This is a genomic window from Silvania sp., assembly GCF_051656365.1.
GTDB lineage: Bacteria > Pseudomonadota > Gammaproteobacteria > Enterobacterales > Enterobacteriaceae > Enterobacter > Enterobacter hatchlandensis.
The window spans coordinates 13,115-31,395 of record NZ_JBOGBT010000092.1; the positions used below are offsets into that span (position 1 = coordinate 13,115).

Annotated in this window: 17 protein-coding genes; 5 read left to right on the forward strand and 12 right to left on the reverse strand. The window is 57.3% G+C overall.

What is annotated here, in order from left to right:
* The first annotated feature begins 53 nt into the window (after positions 1 to 53).
* From ACRDD5_RS17310 to ACRDD5_RS17320, 3 genes are all read left to right on the forward strand, one after another.
* On the forward strand, positions 54 to 1,109 hold the full coding sequence (locus ACRDD5_RS17310) for a YncE family protein (protein ID WP_438677478.1): 1,056 nt from the start codon (positions 54 to 56) through the stop codon (positions 1,107 to 1,109).
* Positions 1,110 to 1,120: 11 nt separating this feature from the next.
* Positions 1,121 to 3,115 (forward strand): TonB-dependent receptor domain-containing protein, encoded by a 1,995-nt coding sequence (locus ACRDD5_RS17315; RefSeq protein WP_271281119.1) that lies wholly within the window; start codon positions 1,121 to 1,123, stop codon positions 3,113 to 3,115.
* 76 nt (positions 3,116 to 3,191) lie between these two features.
* Positions 3,192 to 3,785: a hypothetical protein gene (locus tag ACRDD5_RS17320; RefSeq protein WP_438677479.1), complete on the forward strand. Its 594-nt coding sequence runs from the start codon at positions 3,192 to 3,194 to the stop codon at positions 3,783 to 3,785.
* On the opposite strand, the gene ACRDD5_RS17325 is transcribed toward ACRDD5_RS17320, so the two are convergent.
* A complete protein-coding gene (locus tag ACRDD5_RS17325) occupies positions 3,775 to 4,113 on the reverse strand; it encodes a hypothetical protein (RefSeq protein ID WP_438677480.1) in 339 nt (112 codons plus the stop codon). The two genes, ACRDD5_RS17320 and ACRDD5_RS17325, sit on opposite strands and share 11 nt — an antisense overlap.
* A 162-nt stretch (positions 4,114 to 4,275) precedes the next feature.
* Here ACRDD5_RS17325 and tam point away from each other — a divergent pair, with 162 nt between their 5' ends.
* Positions 4,276 to 5,034 (forward strand): trans-aconitate 2-methyltransferase, encoded by a 759-nt coding sequence (tam, locus tag ACRDD5_RS17330; protein WP_271281124.1) that lies wholly within the window; start codon positions 4,276 to 4,278, stop codon positions 5,032 to 5,034.
* A gap of 3 nt (positions 5,035 to 5,037) precedes the next feature.
* Here tam and ACRDD5_RS17335 read toward each other — a convergent pair whose 3' ends face one another.
* The 10 genes from ACRDD5_RS17335 to sad all read right to left on the reverse strand — a co-directional run bounded on the left by ACRDD5_RS17335 (position 5,038) and on the right by sad (position 16,863).
* Complete coding sequence (locus ACRDD5_RS17335) at positions 5,038 to 5,505, reverse strand: GNAT family N-acetyltransferase (RefSeq protein ID WP_438677481.1); 468 nt, start codon at positions 5,503 to 5,505, stop codon at positions 5,038 to 5,040.
* A gap of 131 nt (positions 5,506 to 5,636) precedes the next feature.
* Positions 5,637 to 6,551, reverse strand: a complete 915-nt coding sequence (locus tag ACRDD5_RS17340; RefSeq protein ID WP_271281126.1) for a bestrophin family protein — start codon at positions 6,549 to 6,551, stop codon at positions 5,637 to 5,639.
* 243 nt (positions 6,552 to 6,794) lie between these two features.
* Complete coding sequence (locus tag ACRDD5_RS17345) at positions 6,795 to 8,246, reverse strand: tagaturonate reductase (RefSeq protein ID WP_438677482.1); 1,452 nt, start codon at positions 8,244 to 8,246, stop codon at positions 6,795 to 6,797.
* Between the two features lie 117 nt (positions 8,247 to 8,363).
* Positions 8,364 to 8,891 carry a GNAT family N-acetyltransferase gene (locus ACRDD5_RS17350; protein WP_271281128.1) on the reverse strand — a complete coding sequence of 176 codons (528 nt, stop codon included), beginning with the start codon at positions 8,889 to 8,891 and terminating at the stop codon, positions 8,364 to 8,366.
* An 82-nt stretch (positions 8,892 to 8,973) separates the two neighbouring features.
* Entirely contained in the window at positions 8,974 to 9,951 is a 978-nt protein-coding gene (locus tag ACRDD5_RS17355) for a sensor domain-containing diguanylate cyclase (protein WP_271281129.1), read from the reverse strand.
* A gap of 53 nt (positions 9,952 to 10,004) precedes the next feature.
* Positions 10,005 to 10,997, reverse strand: coding sequence for a diguanylate cyclase (locus ACRDD5_RS17360; RefSeq protein ID WP_438677518.1), 993 nt, complete (start codon positions 10,995 to 10,997; stop codon positions 10,005 to 10,007).
* A gap of 181 nt (positions 10,998 to 11,178) precedes the next feature.
* Positions 11,179 to 12,630, reverse strand: a complete 1,452-nt coding sequence (locus tag ACRDD5_RS17365) for a diguanylate cyclase domain-containing protein (RefSeq protein ID WP_438677483.1) — start codon at positions 12,628 to 12,630, stop codon at positions 11,179 to 11,181.
* Positions 12,631 to 12,777: 147 nt separating this feature from the next.
* Positions 12,778 to 13,704, reverse strand: coding sequence for a glutaminase B (glsB, locus tag ACRDD5_RS17370; RefSeq protein ID WP_271281131.1), 927 nt, complete (start codon positions 13,702 to 13,704; stop codon positions 12,778 to 12,780).
* Between the two features lie 63 nt (positions 13,705 to 13,767).
* A complete protein-coding gene (locus ACRDD5_RS17375; RefSeq protein WP_438677484.1) occupies positions 13,768 to 15,345 on the reverse strand; it encodes a methyl-accepting chemotaxis protein in 1,578 nt (525 codons plus the stop codon).
* 135 nt (positions 15,346 to 15,480) lie between these two features.
* Positions 15,481 to 16,863 (reverse strand): succinate-semialdehyde dehydrogenase, encoded by a 1,383-nt coding sequence (gene sad, locus ACRDD5_RS17380; RefSeq protein ID WP_438677485.1) that lies wholly within the window; start codon positions 16,861 to 16,863, stop codon positions 15,481 to 15,483.
* 99 nt (positions 16,864 to 16,962) lie between these two features.
* Here sad and ptrR point away from each other — a divergent pair, with 99 nt between their 5' ends.
* Positions 16,963 to 17,841 carry a putrescine utilization regulator PtrR gene (gene ptrR, locus ACRDD5_RS17385; RefSeq protein WP_271281133.1) on the forward strand — a complete coding sequence of 293 codons (879 nt, stop codon included), beginning with the start codon at positions 16,963 to 16,965 and terminating at the stop codon, positions 17,839 to 17,841.
* Here the strand turns inward: ptrR and ACRDD5_RS17390 are convergent.
* Positions 17,795 to 18,277 carry a GNAT family N-acetyltransferase gene (locus tag ACRDD5_RS17390; RefSeq protein ID WP_438677486.1) on the reverse strand — a complete coding sequence of 161 codons (483 nt, stop codon included), beginning with the start codon at positions 18,275 to 18,277 and terminating at the stop codon, positions 17,795 to 17,797. The genes ptrR and ACRDD5_RS17390 overlap by 47 nt on opposite strands.
* Between the last annotated feature and the right edge of the window lie 4 nt (positions 18,278 to 18,281).

Genomic DNA, 18,281 nt, shown 5'->3' on the forward strand with positions numbered 1-18,281 from the left:
TACTTATCATTATCATTTTCTTTACGTAAGCAACTGTAAAGAAAATTATACTTATGACCTCTACGTTAAAAAATAAAACCCTCTGTGCGCTGGCCATTTCGCTGGCCTTCCACGCTGGCACCGTGCTGGCTAAAGACTTCTCCGAGACGGATTTCCACTCCCAGCCGCTGGGGCATAACGTGTATGAGCTGGCCTATGATAACGCCCAGAAATCACTGTATGCCGCCTCTGCGCCCTCTTTTGATAAAGACAAAACGGCCGGATTAGTCTTCCTGCTGGGGGCTGATTCGCTGCAGATTGATAAGAAAATCGCCACTCAGCGCCGCACGTTTGCCGTCGCGCTGGATGAAGCAAACCATATTCTCTATCTGGGCAATGCGCTGGAAGGCTCCGTTACCCTGCTCGATACCCGCACCAACAAAGAGATCAAAACCATTCAGCTGAGTGACGATTCGGATCCGAATAAAAAAGCCCACGTCCGCGAAGTGGTGCTGGATAAAAAACATCAGCGTCTGTATGTGTCCGGGATTGGCCGCAAGGATAAAGGCCTGCTGTGGGTGGTTGATACCCAGAAGCAGCAGCTTGCTGAAACCCTCGAAAAGCTCGAACCGGTTGGCTTTGCGGTCGATACCGCGGGCGATAAAGTCTACGTCGTCAACGGGAATGGCGAGCTGATCACCCTTGATGGCAAAAACGCAAAATTGCTGGCGCGCGTGAAGGTTGACCCTGCCGAGCCGAAGCATTACTTCCTGAATATTGCCCTGAACACCGCCAAAGGCGTGGGCTATATCGCTGACACCAACACCCGCGATGTGCTGGTGGTGCAGCTGGACTCCGGCAAACTCCTTCAGCGCATCCCGAGCCCGAATTCCGTGGCGGTGCTGTATAACGCCGCGCGTGAAGAGGTGTATGTCACGCACCGCAACGATCGTCAGATAAGCGTGATCGACGCGAACAGCAATACCCTGAAGCACACCATCAAAACCGCTGCAATGCCAAACAGCCTGGCGCTCTCCGCTGATGCCCGCACGCTTTATGCCAGCGTCAAGCAGGACGAAAAAGACAACAAGGCTGACTACGTTCTCAAGATTGATTTAACCAAACTTTAAGGGATTTTTTTGTGATAACTCAGACACGCATGGCCGTGGCGATTTCGCTCGCCCTGGCTAACCTCCCTGCGGCCGTTTTTGCTGCCGATACCGCACCGGTCAACGAAGATGAACTGGTGGTGACCGCCACCGGTTTTAGCCAGGAACGCCGCGAAGCGCCCGCGACCATCTCCGTGGTCAGCGAAAAGGAGCTCAATACTCGTTCCAATCAGAACGTGACCGAAGCGCTGCGCGAAATACCCGGCGTGCTGGTCGGCAACGGTCACGGCAGCCTGGCATCCGGTGATGTGCAGATGCGCGGTATGGACTCGTCTTATACCTCTTATATGGTCAACGGTATCAAGCAGGCGACCCGTGAATCTCGCCCATACGGACACCATATCGGCACCGAAGCGGCCTTTATGCCGCCCATGGCCGCGATTGAACGCGTCGAAGTGATCCGCGGGCCGATGTCCTCGCTGTACGGCTCGGACTCCATCGGGGGCGTGGTTAACGTCATCACCAAAAAAGCCTATAACCTGGAGAAATGGACCGGGGTACTGGAAGATAACTACTTCCTGCAGGAAAAAAGCGAATTCGGTAACACCAACCAGACCAATGCCTTCCTGATGGGCCCGATTATTCCGGGCAAGCTCGGGGTGAGCGTGGCTGCCGACTATCTGGATCGCCGTGATGATGACAGCGAGAAAGACGAACGTTTTGTTAAGCATCAGTCCGGCAACCTGGACGCGACCATCTCCATGTCCCCGACCGATACCCAGCTCTGGGATCTGAATGCCTCGAAGGGCAATCAGGAGAAAACGCACAACGATAAGCAGTGGTACTGGGGCTTCGATCGTGATGCAGCGTCACTGTCGCAGCACGCCTGGTATGGCGATGTGCTGGAAGTGAAAAACTTCATCAGCTACGAAAAAGCCAAAACTGAATATCGCGTACCCGGGATGGACTCGCAGTTTATTACCCAGAAGAACTACGAAGCCAACAGCGCAAACACCTTCACCCTCGGCGATCATAAGCTGACGCTGGGCGTGAACTTTACGCGTAACGAACTGGATGATGAATTCGGTATCAAGGACAAAGAAGCGCCGGGTGTAACGCCGGTCAGTGAAATCTCGCGTAACGGCTGGGCGGTATTTGCCGAAGATGCGTGGATGATTGTGCCTGACTTCACCCTGACCACCTCCGCGCGTCTGGATCACGACAGCTACTTTGGTTACCACGTCACGCCGAAGCTCTACGGCAACTGGACAATCGATGAAAGCTGGGCGCTGAAAGGCGGCGTCTCAGCCGGGTATAAAAAACCGGACTTGCGTCAGAACAACGCAGGCTTTACCAGCGTGTATGGCGCCTATCCGTATTCCGAAATCGGCATCGGTAATGACGACCTCAAACCGGAGCAAAGCGTCAACACCGAGGTGGGCGTGTACTGGCAGCAGGACGCGCTGGCGCTGGATGCCACGGTCTTCTACACCAAATTCAAAGACAAAATCAGCGATCACACCATCTGTACTGCCACAGATACCCAACAGTGTACGTACAACGGCTATGTTGCTGACACCGTCTCCCAGTACTACAACGTCAGCGATGCGGAAATCTACGGTCTGGAGCTGAACGGTGACTGGCAGGTGACTCCTTCCCTGAAGGCTAATGCCAACTACACCTACACCCACAGCGAACAGAAGAGCGGTCCGTATAAAGGCGATGCCCTGACCGACTTCCCGACCAGCATGGCGAACGTTTCTCTGACCTGGAACGCGATGAACGACCTGGAGCTGTGGACCAAATCCAGCTGGCGCAGCACCTCTCCGGACATCGGCAAATCCAGCGAAACCGATGCCTATGCACTGGTTGACGTGGGTGCGCGTTATCATCTGAACAAGAACACCACCCTGATGGGCGGCGTATACAACCTGTTCGATGCTAACCCGATCTACACCACTTCCTATAACCAGTCGTCGATGCTGGAAGGCCGCCGCTACAACTTCGGTGCCCGTATCGAGTTCTGATCCCTTTACCGGAGCCTACTGGCTCCGGTATCTTCGATCCCCAGGCTGGAATTACGGCAACCATGGAGGACCGAATATGACCGTTCGCACTACCCCCCCCTACACGCTTCATGAACTGCTGTGCATGCACGTTTTCCTTCAGGACGCGCTGATTCCGCGCGACGAAACATCCCGACAGATTGTCTGCTGGGCGGAACACCGCGTGATGGCCGGTGATGACTCTGAGCCGCTACTGATCCTCGCCTCGCTGGGCCTGCAGGCCAATCCCGAGTGCCATGAAGTGACCCACTGGCTGGAGCGCTATCTAGCCGAACAGCAGCAAGCCTGGCCCGATACGCGAATGGCCGCCCTGGTGTGGCTCAGGATCACCCTTGGCGATTTTCTGCAATGCACCGACAGTCCCGCAGCCGAACGCCGCATGGAGACGCTGGCCCTGCACGCATACTCATCCCCGGTTCCGTTTGTAGACGCCTGCGTCAGTCAACTGAGATCCTGTTACTGGGATCTGTTTGATGACTGGGGTGGCGAGCGAAACTGCCCGGCGACGGAGATGGGTACGGCGTCGTTTCTGGCGCTGTTGAGTGAAATTGTGATGCCCTGGCATCACAAATTATCCTGCCCGGACTGGCTGGCATGGCTGTCGGGTACCCCCGAGCGCATCACAATTTAAGTTCAGGGACGAGTGCATGTTTATTCTTCATACAGGCTTGCCATGCGCTGCCCGGCTGGCCATTGTCTACCGCGCTTGAGGTCCGATACTCCACCGTTCGGGTGTGCTGCTCCGGCACGACGTACTCAACGGTCGTCCAACGGGTATTGGCGGACTGTCCTTCAGCGGTCAGTTCAATAGTCTGGTTTTTCACCTCTTCCGCGCACTGGCTGGCGGCAGCCTCGACTTTGCGATATTTCTGCTCCTCGGGCGAGGTACCGTCGGTGGAGGCGCATTCGGCGAGGACCAGACAGGTGAGAGACAGGATACGCAGTTTTGGGATCATCATGCACTCCTTCCACAAGGGTTCTTCTGCTCAAGCGTAGTTCAGGTCCCGGCTTACGGCTTCGCATTTAGCTGAGTCGGCTGATATTTTGGAACAATGTCAGTCGTCAAGCCTACGAGGAAATCATCTACACTTGCAGAAAAGGCACAAACAGGAGTGGCACGCATGTCCGACTGGAACCCTTCGCTGTATCTGCAATACGGTGCTGAGCGCACCCGTCCCGCCGTGGAGTTACTCTCGCGCATTGCGCTGAATGACGTGACGGATGTGGTTGATCTCGGCTGTGGGCCGGGCAACAGCACCGCCTTGTTGCAGCAGCGCTGGCCATCAGCACGGATCACCGGGGTGGATCGTTCCCCCGCGATGCTGGCAGAGGCTAGAGCCGCGCTGCCGGGCTGCCGGTTTATCGAGGCGGATATTCGCCAGTTCCGGCCGGAACATGCCCTGAGCGTTATCTATGCCAACGCCTCGCTGCAGTGGATCGACGATCATTATGAGCTACTGCCGCAGCTGGTATCCCGGCTCAAGATAAATGGCGTGCTGGCGATCCAGATGCCCGATAATGCACTGGAGCCCACCCATGTGCTGATGCGTGAGGTGGCGTTTGAACAGGATTACCCGGATCGCACGCGCCCCTTGCTTCCTGGGGTGCATGCTTATTACGACATCCTGACCGAAGCCGGCTGCGACGTGGATATCTGGCGCACCACCTACTATCACCCGATGAGTTCGCATCAGGCGATTATCGACTGGGTCAGCGCCACCGGTTTACGTCCCTGGCTGCAGGATCTGAATGAAAGCGAACAGAAGCAGTATCTGCACCGCTACCATCAGCTGCTGCAGGAGCAGTATCCCCTGCAGGAAAATGGGCAGATCCTGCTGGCCTTTCCAAGACTGTTTATCGTAGCCCGACATGAACCCTGACGCTCAGAGCGCGATTTCCATATCAACACATTGCAGATCGGCACCGGCCAGCGGCGACGGGTACAGGCTTTCTCCCAGCGACACAAAACCCTGCCGGAGATAGAACGTTTCTGCATTGGGCGTGGCGGAGAGCGTCAGGCGCGTCATGCCGCGAGCGCGGGCCTCCTGCTTGATGGCGTGGATTATTTGCGTCGCCAGCCCTTTGCCGCCAAATGCGGGCAGGGTAAACACCGCCTCCACGCTGGCGTTCTGCAGGTCGAGAAAACCACTTGCCGCCAGTATCCCTTCGTCTTCGATCACAAAAAAAGGATTTCCGGCAATCATCTCCCGGGCCTTTTCCGGCATCACGTCCGGCGTCCAGCGCGCGATCACCTCCGGGGCATAGCACGTGTGACAGCCGTGACGGATCGCCTGGTTACGCAGATGCCATAACGCTTCTGCTTCATGCGGTTGTGCTTTTCTCAGGTGCATCGACGTTCTCCTCATTGCGCAATGTTGATGTCGACATTTAGCAATAAACAGGAGGATTATCAATCAATTCTGTCCCACTAGTGGGCAGCATCATCCGCAACAGAATGCCGTTCCGGCAGCATTTGCGTGCGTTACGTCAACTGATAATACTTGTCCGGCAGCTTGCGCGTCGGGATCACCGACTCATCATTCATCTGCAGCAGGTCGATTTCCATGGCATTGCAGATGGCATCCAGCGGCAGGTCATTGTTTTCGGTACCGAACGGCTCTTCCAGCTCTTCTGCCAGCGTATCCAGCGAGATAAAGGTGTAGGAGATCAGCACCGACACGAACGGTGTCATGTAATGCAAATCGCTGACCAGCGCAAACGGCAGCATAATGCAGAACAGATAGACGGTGCGATGCAGGATCAGCGTGTAGGCAAACGGCACCGGGGTGTTAGCAATCCGCTCGCACCCGGCCAGCACAATCGACATATCATTCAGACGAATATTCAGGCTGTGGAACAGAATATCCGACAGCTGACCTTCCCGACGTCTTACCGCCAACCATTCGCCCATGATAAGCAGGATGCGGTTGGCGGGCGAGCTGGAATCCATTGCCACGCGCAGGTGCTCCGCCGAGAGATACGCCGCAAGCTGGTCGGCCTGCGGCTGTCGGCGCAGGGTCATGCGCAGACAATGGGCGAACGCGATTTGCAAACGGACAAATTCGCCGAGAGCGGGATCGTCTGGCAGGGTATTTTTCACTTCCCGGAACAGAGATCGGGAGGCAATCATCAACTGCCCCCACAGCTGCCGGGCTTCGACATAGCGTGAGTAACAGGCGTTATTGCGAAAACCAAGGAAGATCGCGATGGCGACCCCAAGAATACTGAACGGCGCGACCGTCAGCCGAATGCCCAGCGAGGTATACCAGGGCAGCATGATGATCACGGCAATGGAGAGCAAAAAGTTAAGAAACAGCCGGGAAAAAATTTTGGACAACACAGAACCGTGCCAGACAAAAATCAGACGCAGCCAGTGCTGTTGAGGACGAACAATCATAGTCAGCTTCATCGGGAAAAAAGAGCGGTGACTATTAAACGTGATCGTCGTCACGGTTGCAAGTATGTTAAAAAGTTATGGCATTATTGCCAGACAGATACAGATCGCAGGGTGTTGCAGCAGCGGGTTTGAAGGAGAAGAACAAAGTATGTTGTAACTAACTACCTGTGTAAAAAACCGGGCAGTCGCCCGGCTACGCAGTTATCCGCCTCTCCCCTTACGAGAGAGGCGGACATCAAAGGCTTAGCACAGTGGTTTAACCGCTTCACGCATCCCTTTCTGCACGATAGCATCCAGATCCTGCGCCACCTGTTCAACCAGTCCACTGACCTGGGTCAGGTCCTGCTCCCAGTGTTCACTGACGCTCAGCACCGCCGTCACCAGCTCGCGGGTGGTGATTTGCTGGTCATGATGTTGGGTCCACAGCTGCTGGAAGCGCGTCAGCCAGTGCGCGTCGTCCTGCACCGGGTAGCTTTCGCCGTTACGCTCAGCACGATAGAAGGCAATCAGTGCCGCCAGAGCAAATGTCAGGCGCGCCGGAAGCTGTCCGGTTGCCTGCTGCCCTGCCAGAAGTTGCGGCAGAATGCGGGTGCGGTATTTGGTCATGCCGTTAAGCGCAATCGACAGCAGCTGGTGCTTGATGTACGGGTTGCGGAAACGACCGGTTACTGCGCTGGCAAACGATGCCAGCTCATCGCGCGGCAGGTCGAGCACCGGGATGATTTCCTGATGAATGGCTTTTTCGACAAACGCGCACACCTCTTCGTCGTTCATCGCTTCGCCCACGGTATCCAGCCCGGCCTGGAAGGCCACCGGCACCAGCGCGGTATGCGCGCCGTTGAGGATCGCGACTTTGCGCTCTTTGTACGGTTTGATGTCATCAACAATCAGTACGTTGAGCGACAGCTTGTCGAGACGCAGCTCGGCCGCCAGCGATTTTGGCCCCTGGATCACAAACAGATAGAAGTGTTCGGCAGTATCGAGGAATGCATCGTGATAGCCAAGCGAGGCTTCGAGTTCGGCCACTTCATCACGCGGATACCCGGTCACAATGCGGTCGACCAGCGTCGAGCAGAAGCTGTTAGCCTCGTTCAACCACTGGATAAAGGCCGCCGGCAGCGCCCACTCCCGGGCATAACGCAGGACCAGTTCGCGCAGAGCGTCGCCGTTGTAGTCGATTAACTCGCACGGCACGATCACCCAACCTTTATCGGCTGCGCCGTTGAAATGGGTGAAGCGCTCGAACAGCAGACGGGTCAGTTTGGCCGGATAGCTTACCGCTGGCGCATCCTCAAACGTATCCCCGGCGTGGTAACTGATGCCCGCCTCGGTGGTGTTCGAGAAGACAAAACGCATCTCCGGGTTGTGCGCCAGCTTCAGGAATTCATCGTACTGGTCGTAAACGCTGATTTCGCGGTTTACCGAACGGATCAAACGCGCATCGCTCACCGCTTCGCCCTGCTCGTTCAGGCCGCGAATGATGGTGGTATAGAGGCCGTCCTGAGTGCTGAGTGAAGGCGGGAAATCGCTTTTGATCGGGCGCACAATCGCGATACCGGCATTCAGGTCGGTATGTTCGTTTAGCAGGTCGATCTGCCAGTCGATGAATGCACGCAGGAAGTTGCCCTCACCAAACTGGATGATACGTTCAGGATAGAGAGCACCGGGGAAATCACGACGGTTCAGTGTGTTCACAATGGGGTCCTTGTAATGATTAGTCATACAGCCTGATAAGATTGGTACGATAACTTATCAAACTTTACGACCACAAAACCCTGTTTTGATCAAACCCAACCGCAATTGTGAATCATTTTAGAGAAATTTGTAGAACACTGAGGTTGCGGTCATCTCACCGTCTGGCATCAGGGCGTAGCGCGGGATCTCACCCACTTTTTGCCAGCCAGCCCGATGGTAGAAGGTCTCAGCGCCGCTGCCGGTGGCAGTGTCCAGCACCAGCACGCTTTTGCCCTGCTCGCGAGCGACCGTTTCCAGCGCCTGCATCAGCCGTCCGGCGGCCCCGCAGCGGCGGGCATTTTGGTGAACCAGTAACTTGGCGACGTCGGCCCGGTGGGGTTGGTTGGCGGGCTGGTCGGTGATCAGCTGGACGGTGCCGACGAGTTGCCCCCCGGCATCAAGGCACACCAGCACGGAACGCTCTTCGCGCCCGACGCTTTCTGCGACGCCGCGCCAAAAATCGCAAGCTTGCTCAAGGCTGTACGGCAGCATAAAGCTCACCGATGCGCCACCCAGCACACAGCTGTGCAGGATCTCGGCTAATTGCGGGAGATGCGCGAGAATGGCCTCACGCGAGAAAATCTGGATGGAGGGTGATGACGTCATTTTTTATCCTTTTAATCAATAACATCACCATGCACGTAACGCATTTTTAACGCAACAGCCTCTGACAGAGCTTTTTCTTATCTCACTCTTCGCTGATAACGCCCGTACCCCGCTGCTGCTTCATGGAGTACATCATCTCATCGGCCTTTTTCAGCCAGCTGTTCAGATCGTCGCGTTCATGATTAAACTCGCTGACGCCCCAGGCAAACGAGAGAGACCACGGGTATTCGGAATGCTCATTCCAGACTGCAGCCTGCTCGGTCAGAAATTGCATGGCGATCCACGCCCCTTTCTCGTCGCTATTGGCGAACAGGATTGCAAACTCGTCCCCGCCGTAGCGCGCCAGTACATCGGCTTCGCGGAAGGTGGATCGCAGCAGGCCAGCAACCGCCTTCAGCGCGGTATCACCATCCGCGCGACCATAACGCGCGTTAATCTGTTTAAAGCGGTCAAGATCCAGCCAGGCCAGGGTCAGGGGTTCAGCACGGCGACGGGCCGCGTTGATGCCGTAGGTCGCCAGATGATGAAAGCCGCGTCGGTTATACAAGCCGGTCAGCTCATCGGTTATGGTGGTACAGGTAGCCGCGAACTCAACCTCTGCCAGCGCGGCCAGGTCGGCCAGCGCGGCAAGGTCATCAGAAGAAAACTGACGCGGCAGATGATCGATAATGCACAACGTGCCCACCGCCGTGCCGTCGGGCAGATGCAGCGGATAGCCCGCATAAAAACGCACCGGGTAGATATCCGTGACCAGCGGGTTATCCGCAAAGCGGGTGTCGTCTAAGGAGTCTGCCACCACCAGCGGCGCATTGGCCAGCAGCGTATGGGCGCAAAATGAGAGGTTTCGCGGCAGGTTGTCGGCGCTCACCCCATCGGCCGATTTCACCACCACCACATGGTCATCAATCAGGTTGACCATCGCCACCGGGACGTTAAACAGGCGCTTTGCCAGTCGGGTCAGGCGATCGTAAGTTACGTGCTTATTCGCCTCCAGAAGACCGGATTCGCGCAACGCAGCGAGACGCACTGTTTCGTTAGTGGGCAGTGAGGGTGATTTCATACAAACTCCAGGGCCGACTTTTTTTTTAAAAGTTTAGTGCATACTGACGTCAGTTAGTGGGCAAATATGCGGTTTTTCCCTTCGCGTTTTGCCTGATAAAGAGCATTATCCGCAGCCTGTAACCAGTCGGTAACATCGTCCATCTCCCGGGTGGCACTGGCAATGCCGATACTCATCGTACATTGCACGGCTTCTTCGGCCACATCCTCAATCACCGCGGCGGCATCCATAATCCGGGTGGCCACCACTCGCGCCTCTTCAAGCGAGGTATCAGGCAGCAATATCACAAATTCATCCCCGCCTAACCGCGCCGGGGTATCCGTCTGGCGGGTGGCGATATGCAAGATTTGTGACACTGTCACCAAGAGCATATCCCCGACCTTATGGCCGAAACGGTCGTTAACCTCTTTGAAATTGTCGATATCAATGAACATCAGCGCCGATTCACGATGGCTCTGGCGCAGGTTGTGCAGTTCATTATCAATGCGCTTCTCCAGTAGCCGTCGGTTGGCGATATCCAGCAGCGGATCCATCATCGCAATGCGCTCCAGCTCGCGCGACTTAAAGCGCAGCCGCATGGCAATACTGTTTGTCAGCACGCTCAGCGCCACCGTATAGATACCGATCAGCGGCAGCGTGGCGTACAGGGTGCGTTGGGAGACCCACGGCACCAGCGCCATCCCCTGCGTCAGCCAGCTCGCCAGAAAGACAACCAGCATCACGGCGGCCGCTTTTTTCATCAACGGATACCCCCCGGCCGCCAGTCGGTCGGCCAGCAGGATGGTGGCAATGGTGATGGAAGGCAGTGGATTGGCCGCCATCATGGCGATCCAGAACCCACCCGCACCGGCATCCAGCACCAGATTCTGATGCTCAGTGGTCAAGGGAGTGGCAGAGCGACGCGACCGCAGCAGGGCCACGGTGGGCCAGACAAAGGCGTTCAGGCCCAGCAGACCAATAAGCCACGCTGAACGTTGCTGCTCAAGCAGCACAGAAAGAATAGGTAAAAAGCAGAGGAATGTTCCGAGGATCCGCATCAGATACATGCGTTTGACAAACCGACTACCTGGTACGCGAGGGGCTTTACTGAGTCTGTCAGTTCCGTTCATCACACGATTATTCCGATACATTCAGACTATTATATTATTGACGTTGAAAATGCGTATCAAGCCATTTATTAGATTTGTGAATATATCCCAGAGTGCATTCTACCAGCGATGCAAACGATTACAGTTGTTCTGTCGGGGAGGACGCGCGCGCTTTAGTGGGAACCTCTGTAATTTGCGCACTGGTGCGATTTCGACCTGCTTTTTTCGAACGATAAAGATAATCGTCTGCTTCGGTCATCAGCCGATTAAAAACGTCAATTAAGGTCGACGTGCCGTATTGCCCACTGCCCAGACCGATACTGACGGTCAAAAACAGCGTCTTACCGCGCCAGTTGAACGGATATTGTTCAACTGAGGTGCGAATACGCTCCGCCAGGGCATAGCCCTGCTGGGTTGAGACGCTGTTGACCACGACTGCAAACTCCTCTCCACCCATGCGCGCCACCAGCCCGTCGGCACCAACCGTCTCCTGCACTTTTTGCGCAAAAGCAGCCAGCATGTTATCTCCGCACTCGTGACCGTAGTTGTCGTTGATGCTCTTGAAATAGTCGATGTCCAGCAGCATCACCGTCAGGTGACGATTCTTACGCAGGCCCTCTTCGCGCTTCAGCGCTTCATACAGCCCGGAACGGGAGTACACGTGGGTCAGAAAATCGAAGTCGGCGCGCAGGGAAACCTGGCGAATTAGCGAGTTGATCGCCGCCACGCTGACCGAGACCATCACCGGACAGATCGCCATGGTGGCGATCCCCAGACGCGCAGAGAACATCATTGGCGTGGTCAGGGCCGTTGTCGCCGCAATATCAATAATCGAATTGGCGACCAGGGTGATCTCCAGCGCCCCGGTCACAAAGGTCAGCAGGCAGGTCGCGGGCAGCGAATAGCGCACCGCACACCAGATCAGCGCCGGTAACGGGAACGCCAGCGCACCGGCGCCGCCAATCACCACCGATGCCGCCACCGAGACCATCAGCGCCACCACCGGCATCAGGTGCTCAATGCGCAGGCTGCGTTCAAAGCGGGGATAGTTGATGGTCAGCAGACACGGCACGATCAGCACGCCGGTCGAGAACTGCTCGCTAAACCAGTCGGCAAACAGCGGCCAGAAGGTCTGACGGTTGATGCCCACCGAACCCAGCGCGCCAACCAGGGCGCACAGCAGCGCCGCCAGCAGGCAGTAGTTGAACAGTCGCAGGGCATTGACCGGATCCGGGGTCTCTTTTTTAAGGCGATTGTCACGCGTCACCAGCAGGGCAACGGTGATGATAAAGACCATATTAGAGAGGTTAATCACCAGCGAGACGGCACCCCAGTTGGTGGTGATCGCGTCATACACCAGCATCGCAATATAGGAAATCGCATAGTAGTGCAGGCGGTTAAGGTACGCGTAGCGCGCAAACACCCCCGCCATCACCCCGTTCAGCGGCCAGAACAGAGAGAGCTCCTCGACCAGGCGTAACTCCGCGCCGATGAAATAGAACAGCGTAGTCAGCACAACGATCCCAACCACATTGCGCAATGGGTTGTGCTCGCTGAAAAGCGTGAACGTCCTGGCCTGAGAAGGAGACATGCAATATCAATCCATACAAGTTTAAAGCGATTAATTAACAACCGGCGGGAGAAAGGTTAAGCGCTTACATCCCTATATACCATAGACCGGACAACGCAATAGCCCAAACGGACTACCTGAATAAGGGGGTTGCATTGTCATTATTTATTAATACACCGAGCGTCCCAGCCGTTGGGAAAGTTGTTCCAGCACCGCGATCCCCGCCAGCGAATTGCCGGTGGCGTCCAGCTCCGGGCTCCAGACGGCAATCGCCATCTCGTGCGGCACAATGGCGACGATCCCGCCGCCCACCCCCGATTTCGCCGGCAGCCCTACCCGCCAGGCGAACTCACCCGCGTTCTGATACATCCCGCTGGTGGCCATCAGGGCATTAATCTGGCGGGCCTGCAGCGGTGTCACCACCGCCGTTGACAGATGCGGGGCTCTGCCCTGATCGGCCAAAAACAGGAACGTCGACGCCAGTTCAACGCAGTTCATCCTGAGGGCACAGTAGTGAAAGTAGTTTTGCAGAACCGTGGAGACATCGTTATGAAAATTGCCGAAGGATTTCATCAGCCAGGCGATGGCCGCATTGCGCGCTGAGTGTTCAAACTCAGACCGGGCGACGGTGGCATCGTAGGCAATATCCGCGACGCCACACAGCTGACGAACAATTTCCAGCATCCGCTGACGAGGCGCGCTGAGGCGGCTTTGCAGCATATCGCACACCACCAGCGCCCCGGCGTTGATAAACGGGTTGCGCGGCTTGCCCTGCTCGATCTCCAGCTGCAGCAGGGAGTTAAACGGCTGGCCGGAGGGATCTTTACCCACCCGCTGCCAGATTTCGTCTTCATCATACTGCCGCATGGCGGCCACCAGGCTCAGTACCTTGGAGATTGACTGAATGGAAAAACGCTCGGTGGCATCCCCGGCCTGAAAGCGCTGTCCATCCACCGTACAGATAGCAATACCGAGTTTATTGCCGTCGACCGAGGCCAGCGCCGGGATGTAATCGGCCACCTTTCCCTGCCCCAGTAGCGGGCGCACCTGCTCCAGGATTGATTCCAGCATGTGGTTGTTGATGTTCGCAGCCATACATTGCTCCTTGCTCACCGGCCAAAAACGGCCTGCGAGTATAACAGAGGCGAATGGATGACGTCAGGTCGGGAGCTGGAAACGCGCCACCGCCCGTAACAGCAGACCGGATTGGTTATGCAGCCGCTGAGAGGCCTCTGACGCAGTATTGACCAGCGTATCCGTCTGGCGGGCGACCTGATTCAGGGCCTGCAGCTGGCAGGTCATCTGGTGAATACTCTCGCCCTGGCTGAGGGTGGCGATGGAGATATCGTTCAGTAAACTGCACAGATTGCCCACCAGCGCGATCACCTGCTGGAGGTTATCCTCCAGCCGGGTCACCGCTTTCGAGCCATCCTCGACGCCCTGCAACGAATGGTTTATCAGCTGCTGAATGGTTTGCGTCGAATGGCTGCTCTTGCGCGCCAGCAGGCCGACCTCCTTCGCCACTACCGCAAAGCCGCGTCCCTGGTTGCCCGCATGCGCAGCTTCTATCGCCGCATTCAGCGCCAGGATGTTGGTTTGAAACGCCACGTTATCGATAATCGCCACAATGCCCTGCATCTCTGCAGAACGCTCAACAATAGCCGCCATCGAGGCGTTGACCGTCTCCATCATCCGGTCGCCCCCTGCCGCCATGACCCGCGCCTCATCCGCCCGGGAGCTCGCCAGTTTTGCATAGCCGGTATTGCCCTCCACATGGGTCTCCAGCGCCGCGATGTGTGCGGTGACCGCTTTAAGCTCCTGCGCCTGGCGGGCGGACTGGTGATACAGATCCTGATTGCCCTGCGCCAGCGAACCGATATTGGTCACCATCGAGGTGGTGGCCTCACTGACCTGCATCACCAGCTGTGCCAGCCCCGCCTGCAGGGTATCAACGCTGTCGCCGAGCTGAGCCATCTCGCGGTTAAAGCGCTTCACCGTCGGCGGCGGCGCCGATAAATCCCCCGCCGCCAGCAGGTTGATATGGGCAATCAACCGACGCAGAGGAACGATCACCCAGCGCGACATGCCAAACCACACTGCAATGGCGATCGCCAGCAGCAGCACTGGCGCCAGCAGGAACAGCGACTGCAGGTTCGACAAGCTGGCGGTCAGAAGCTGCCGTCCCTGCGCCGCGCGTTGTTCGCTGGCCTGCTGATGGCGGGCATAGTTGTCGTTAAAATCCGCCTGAAAAGCCTGAGCAGGCACCGCAAAAAAGGCGTCGATGGACTGGCTCTTCACCAGCCCGTCGGCCTGCTCCTGGATGGCCCCGAAGAACAACTGGTAGCTATTGACCAGCGCCTCGTCCTGGATTGGCTTCATCGCCAGCCACGCCTGCCAGGCCTGCTGCGAATCACGCAATGCCTGCTGGGCTTCATCCATCAGACTATGCCAGCTCCCGTCCGAACCGGTCTCTTTATCCTGCATAAAATAGACTCCCGCCCGGTTCAGCAGGTCGCTCGCCGCCAGCAGCGAAATCCGCGCCTGATCGACCTTTGCCTGCTGCAGATGGGTTAGCTGATTACGTTGTTCATTGCGCTGAGCATCACTCAGCGAGACGGAAAGCAGGACCGAAGAGGAAATTTGCAGAGCCGAAAAAAGCCCGATGATGCAGAAAATCCCCACCAGCAAACCAAACTGCCGGGGAGCAAGACGCCGAATAATTTGCGTTAGGTTCATAATTGTTTTCATTAACAAAGCCTTAGACGCGAGCGAGTCTACGCAGTGAAAATGACAGAACTATTTCAGGGAGATGACAGTGCCCGGGAATTGCCGTGCGGCGCTGCGCCGCACGGCAGAAATGCGAGCACCCAATCAGATCCGATCTTTCCACACCGTCTGCACATTGCAGAACTCACGCAGGCCAAAGTGGGATAGCTCCCGGCCAAAGCCGCTTTTCTTCACCCCGCCAAACGCCACGCGGGCATCGCTGGCGCTGTAGCCGTTGATAAACACCCCGCCGCACTCCAGATTTCGTGCAAAATGCTCAGCCGTGGCGTCGCAGGCGGTAAAGACGGTAGCCGACAAGCCAAAATCGCTGTCGTTAGCCAGCGCCAGCGCATGATCGGCATCAGTGGCAAGGGTAATCGCCGCCACTGGGCCAAACAGCTCCTGGCGAAACGCGGTCATCGCAGGCGTCACGTTACTCAATACCGTGGCCGGATAGTAGTTCCCTGCCCCGGCTACCTTCTCGCCGCCCAACAGCAGGGTTGCACCTTCGGCAAGGGTGGCTTGTACCTGCTGATGCAGCTCGTCACGCAGATCGTAGCGCGCCATCGGCCCAAGGTTGTTTTCTTCATTGTCAGGCGCACCCATTTTCAGGGCAGCGGTCGCGGCCACAAAGCGACGGCTGAATTCCTCGGCAATTCCCGCTTCGACGATAAAGCGCTTCGCCGCCGCGCAGACCTGCCCGGTGTTTTGATAGCGTCCGGTCACGGCCGCTTTCACCGCCAGATCCAGATCGGCATCGTTCAGCACGATAAAGGGATCGGAGCCGCCCAGCTCGAGAACGCATTTTTTCAGCGCCGCCCCCGCCTGGGCCCCAATCGCCGCCCCGGCACGCAGGCTGCCGGTGACGGTCACTGCCGCAATGCGCGGATCGGCAATCATCTGGCTGACCCCGTCATTGGTGGCGTTCAGCTGACCAAACACTCCCTGCGGGAAACCGGCCTCGGCAAAAATCTGCTCAATCAGCGCGGCTGCACCCAGCACGTTCGGGGCGTGCTTCAGCAGATAGCTGTTACCGGCCAGAACGATCGGCACAGCGCCGCGCAGCACCTGCCACAGCGGGAAGTTCCACGGCATCACCGCCAACACCGGGCCAAGCGGACGATACGCAATCACCGCGTCCGCCACCTGGGTCGCCTCGGTCTGTAGCATTAATGGGCCATGAACGGCATACCAGTCGCACAGGCTGGCCGATTTCGCCACCTCACCACGCGCCTGGGCAATGGGCTTGCCCATCTCGCGGGTGATGGTCTGCGCCATCTCTTCACCACGGTTGCGCAGTGCAGCGCCCAGATCGCGAAGCTTTTGCGCGCGAGCCTCTACCGGCTGGGTGCGCCACTGGCGAAAACCGGCGTCGGCCTGCGCCAGCGCCCGATCAACGTCGTTTTCAGTGGCCCACGGCCATGCGGTCAGGGTTTCGCCCGTCGCCGGATTAACAGACAAGGCATGAGTCGCAGAGGAAATAGTCATAATGTGCTCCGTGTAATAACAGTTGATTCAGTGTGGCCTACTCTGCTATTTCTTAAAAATGAATAATAATAACCACCTTATTCACGAAACGAGAATGATATGGATCTGACCCAGCTGGAGATGTTTAACGCTGTCGCCCAGACCGGCAGCATCACCCAGGCCGCGCAGAAGGTGCATCGCGTACCATCCAACCTGACCACCCGCATCAAACAGCTGGAGGCCGATCTCGGCGTGGAACTGTTCATCCGCGAGAATCAGCGACTGCGCCTCTCTCCGGCGGGGCATAATTTTTTGCGCTACAGCCGGCAAATTCTGGCCCTGGTGGATGAAGCACGGATGGTGGTCGCAGGCGATGAGCCGCAGGGGTTGTTTGCTCTGGGCGCGCTGGAAAGCACCGCGGCGGTGCGCATTCCGGCCTCGCTGGCGGCGTTTAATCAGCGCTACCCGCGCATTCAGTTTGCCCTCTCTACCGGGCCGTCCGGGACGATGATCGACGGCGTGCTGGAGGGAACACTGAGCGCGGCCTTTGTCGACGGGCCGTTAACCCATCCGGAGCTGGAAGGGATGCCGGTGTATCGGGAAGAGATGATGCTGGTCGCTGCCGCTGGTCACCCGCCGGTGCAGCGGCCGACCGAGGTCAGCGGGCGTGATATTTATGCCTTTCGCGCCAACTGCTCCTATCGCCGCCATTTCGAAAGCTGGTTTCATGCGGATCGCGCCACGCCGGGGCGCATCCACGAGATGGAGTCCTATCACGGGATGCTGGCCTGCGTGATTGCGGGGGCCGGGATTGCGCTGATGCCGCGCTCAATGCTGGAAAGCATGCCCGGTCATCATCAGGTGGAGGCCTGGCCGCTGGCCGAAAACTGGCGCTGGCTCACCACCTGGCTGGTGTGGCGTCGCGGAGCGATGACCCGGCAGCTGGAGGCGTTTATAGCCCTGCTAAACGAAGATCAGCCACCAGCAGTTTCTCCATAAACAGGCTGAGAGGATCTTCCACGTAGGGGGCAAACGCCGCGCGCAGCTGATACCCGCAGCGCTCATACAGCCGCACCGCCGCATGCTGCTCGATCCCGGTTTCCAGCCTCAGGGTATGGCAGCTGCGGCTCAGGGCTTCGTCCTCCAGCGCTGCCAATAGTTTTTCGCCTAACTGCTGACCGCGGTGCGCCGGATCGATATAGACCCGCTTCATCTCGCCGCTGCCATCACTATTCAGGACCACCGCCCCGCAGCCCACGGCGTTGAGCTGCCTGTCGCGGATCACCATCATGATGAGCGTTTGGGCAGGCAGTTGGGTGAAATCCAGCAGATGATTACTTTCGGCCGGGTAGAGAGCGCTCTGGTAGCTGTCGAGTGCTGCAATCAGGGCAACGATATCCGGATGCGCGGGCGATACAGAGGAAATGGAATACATGGCA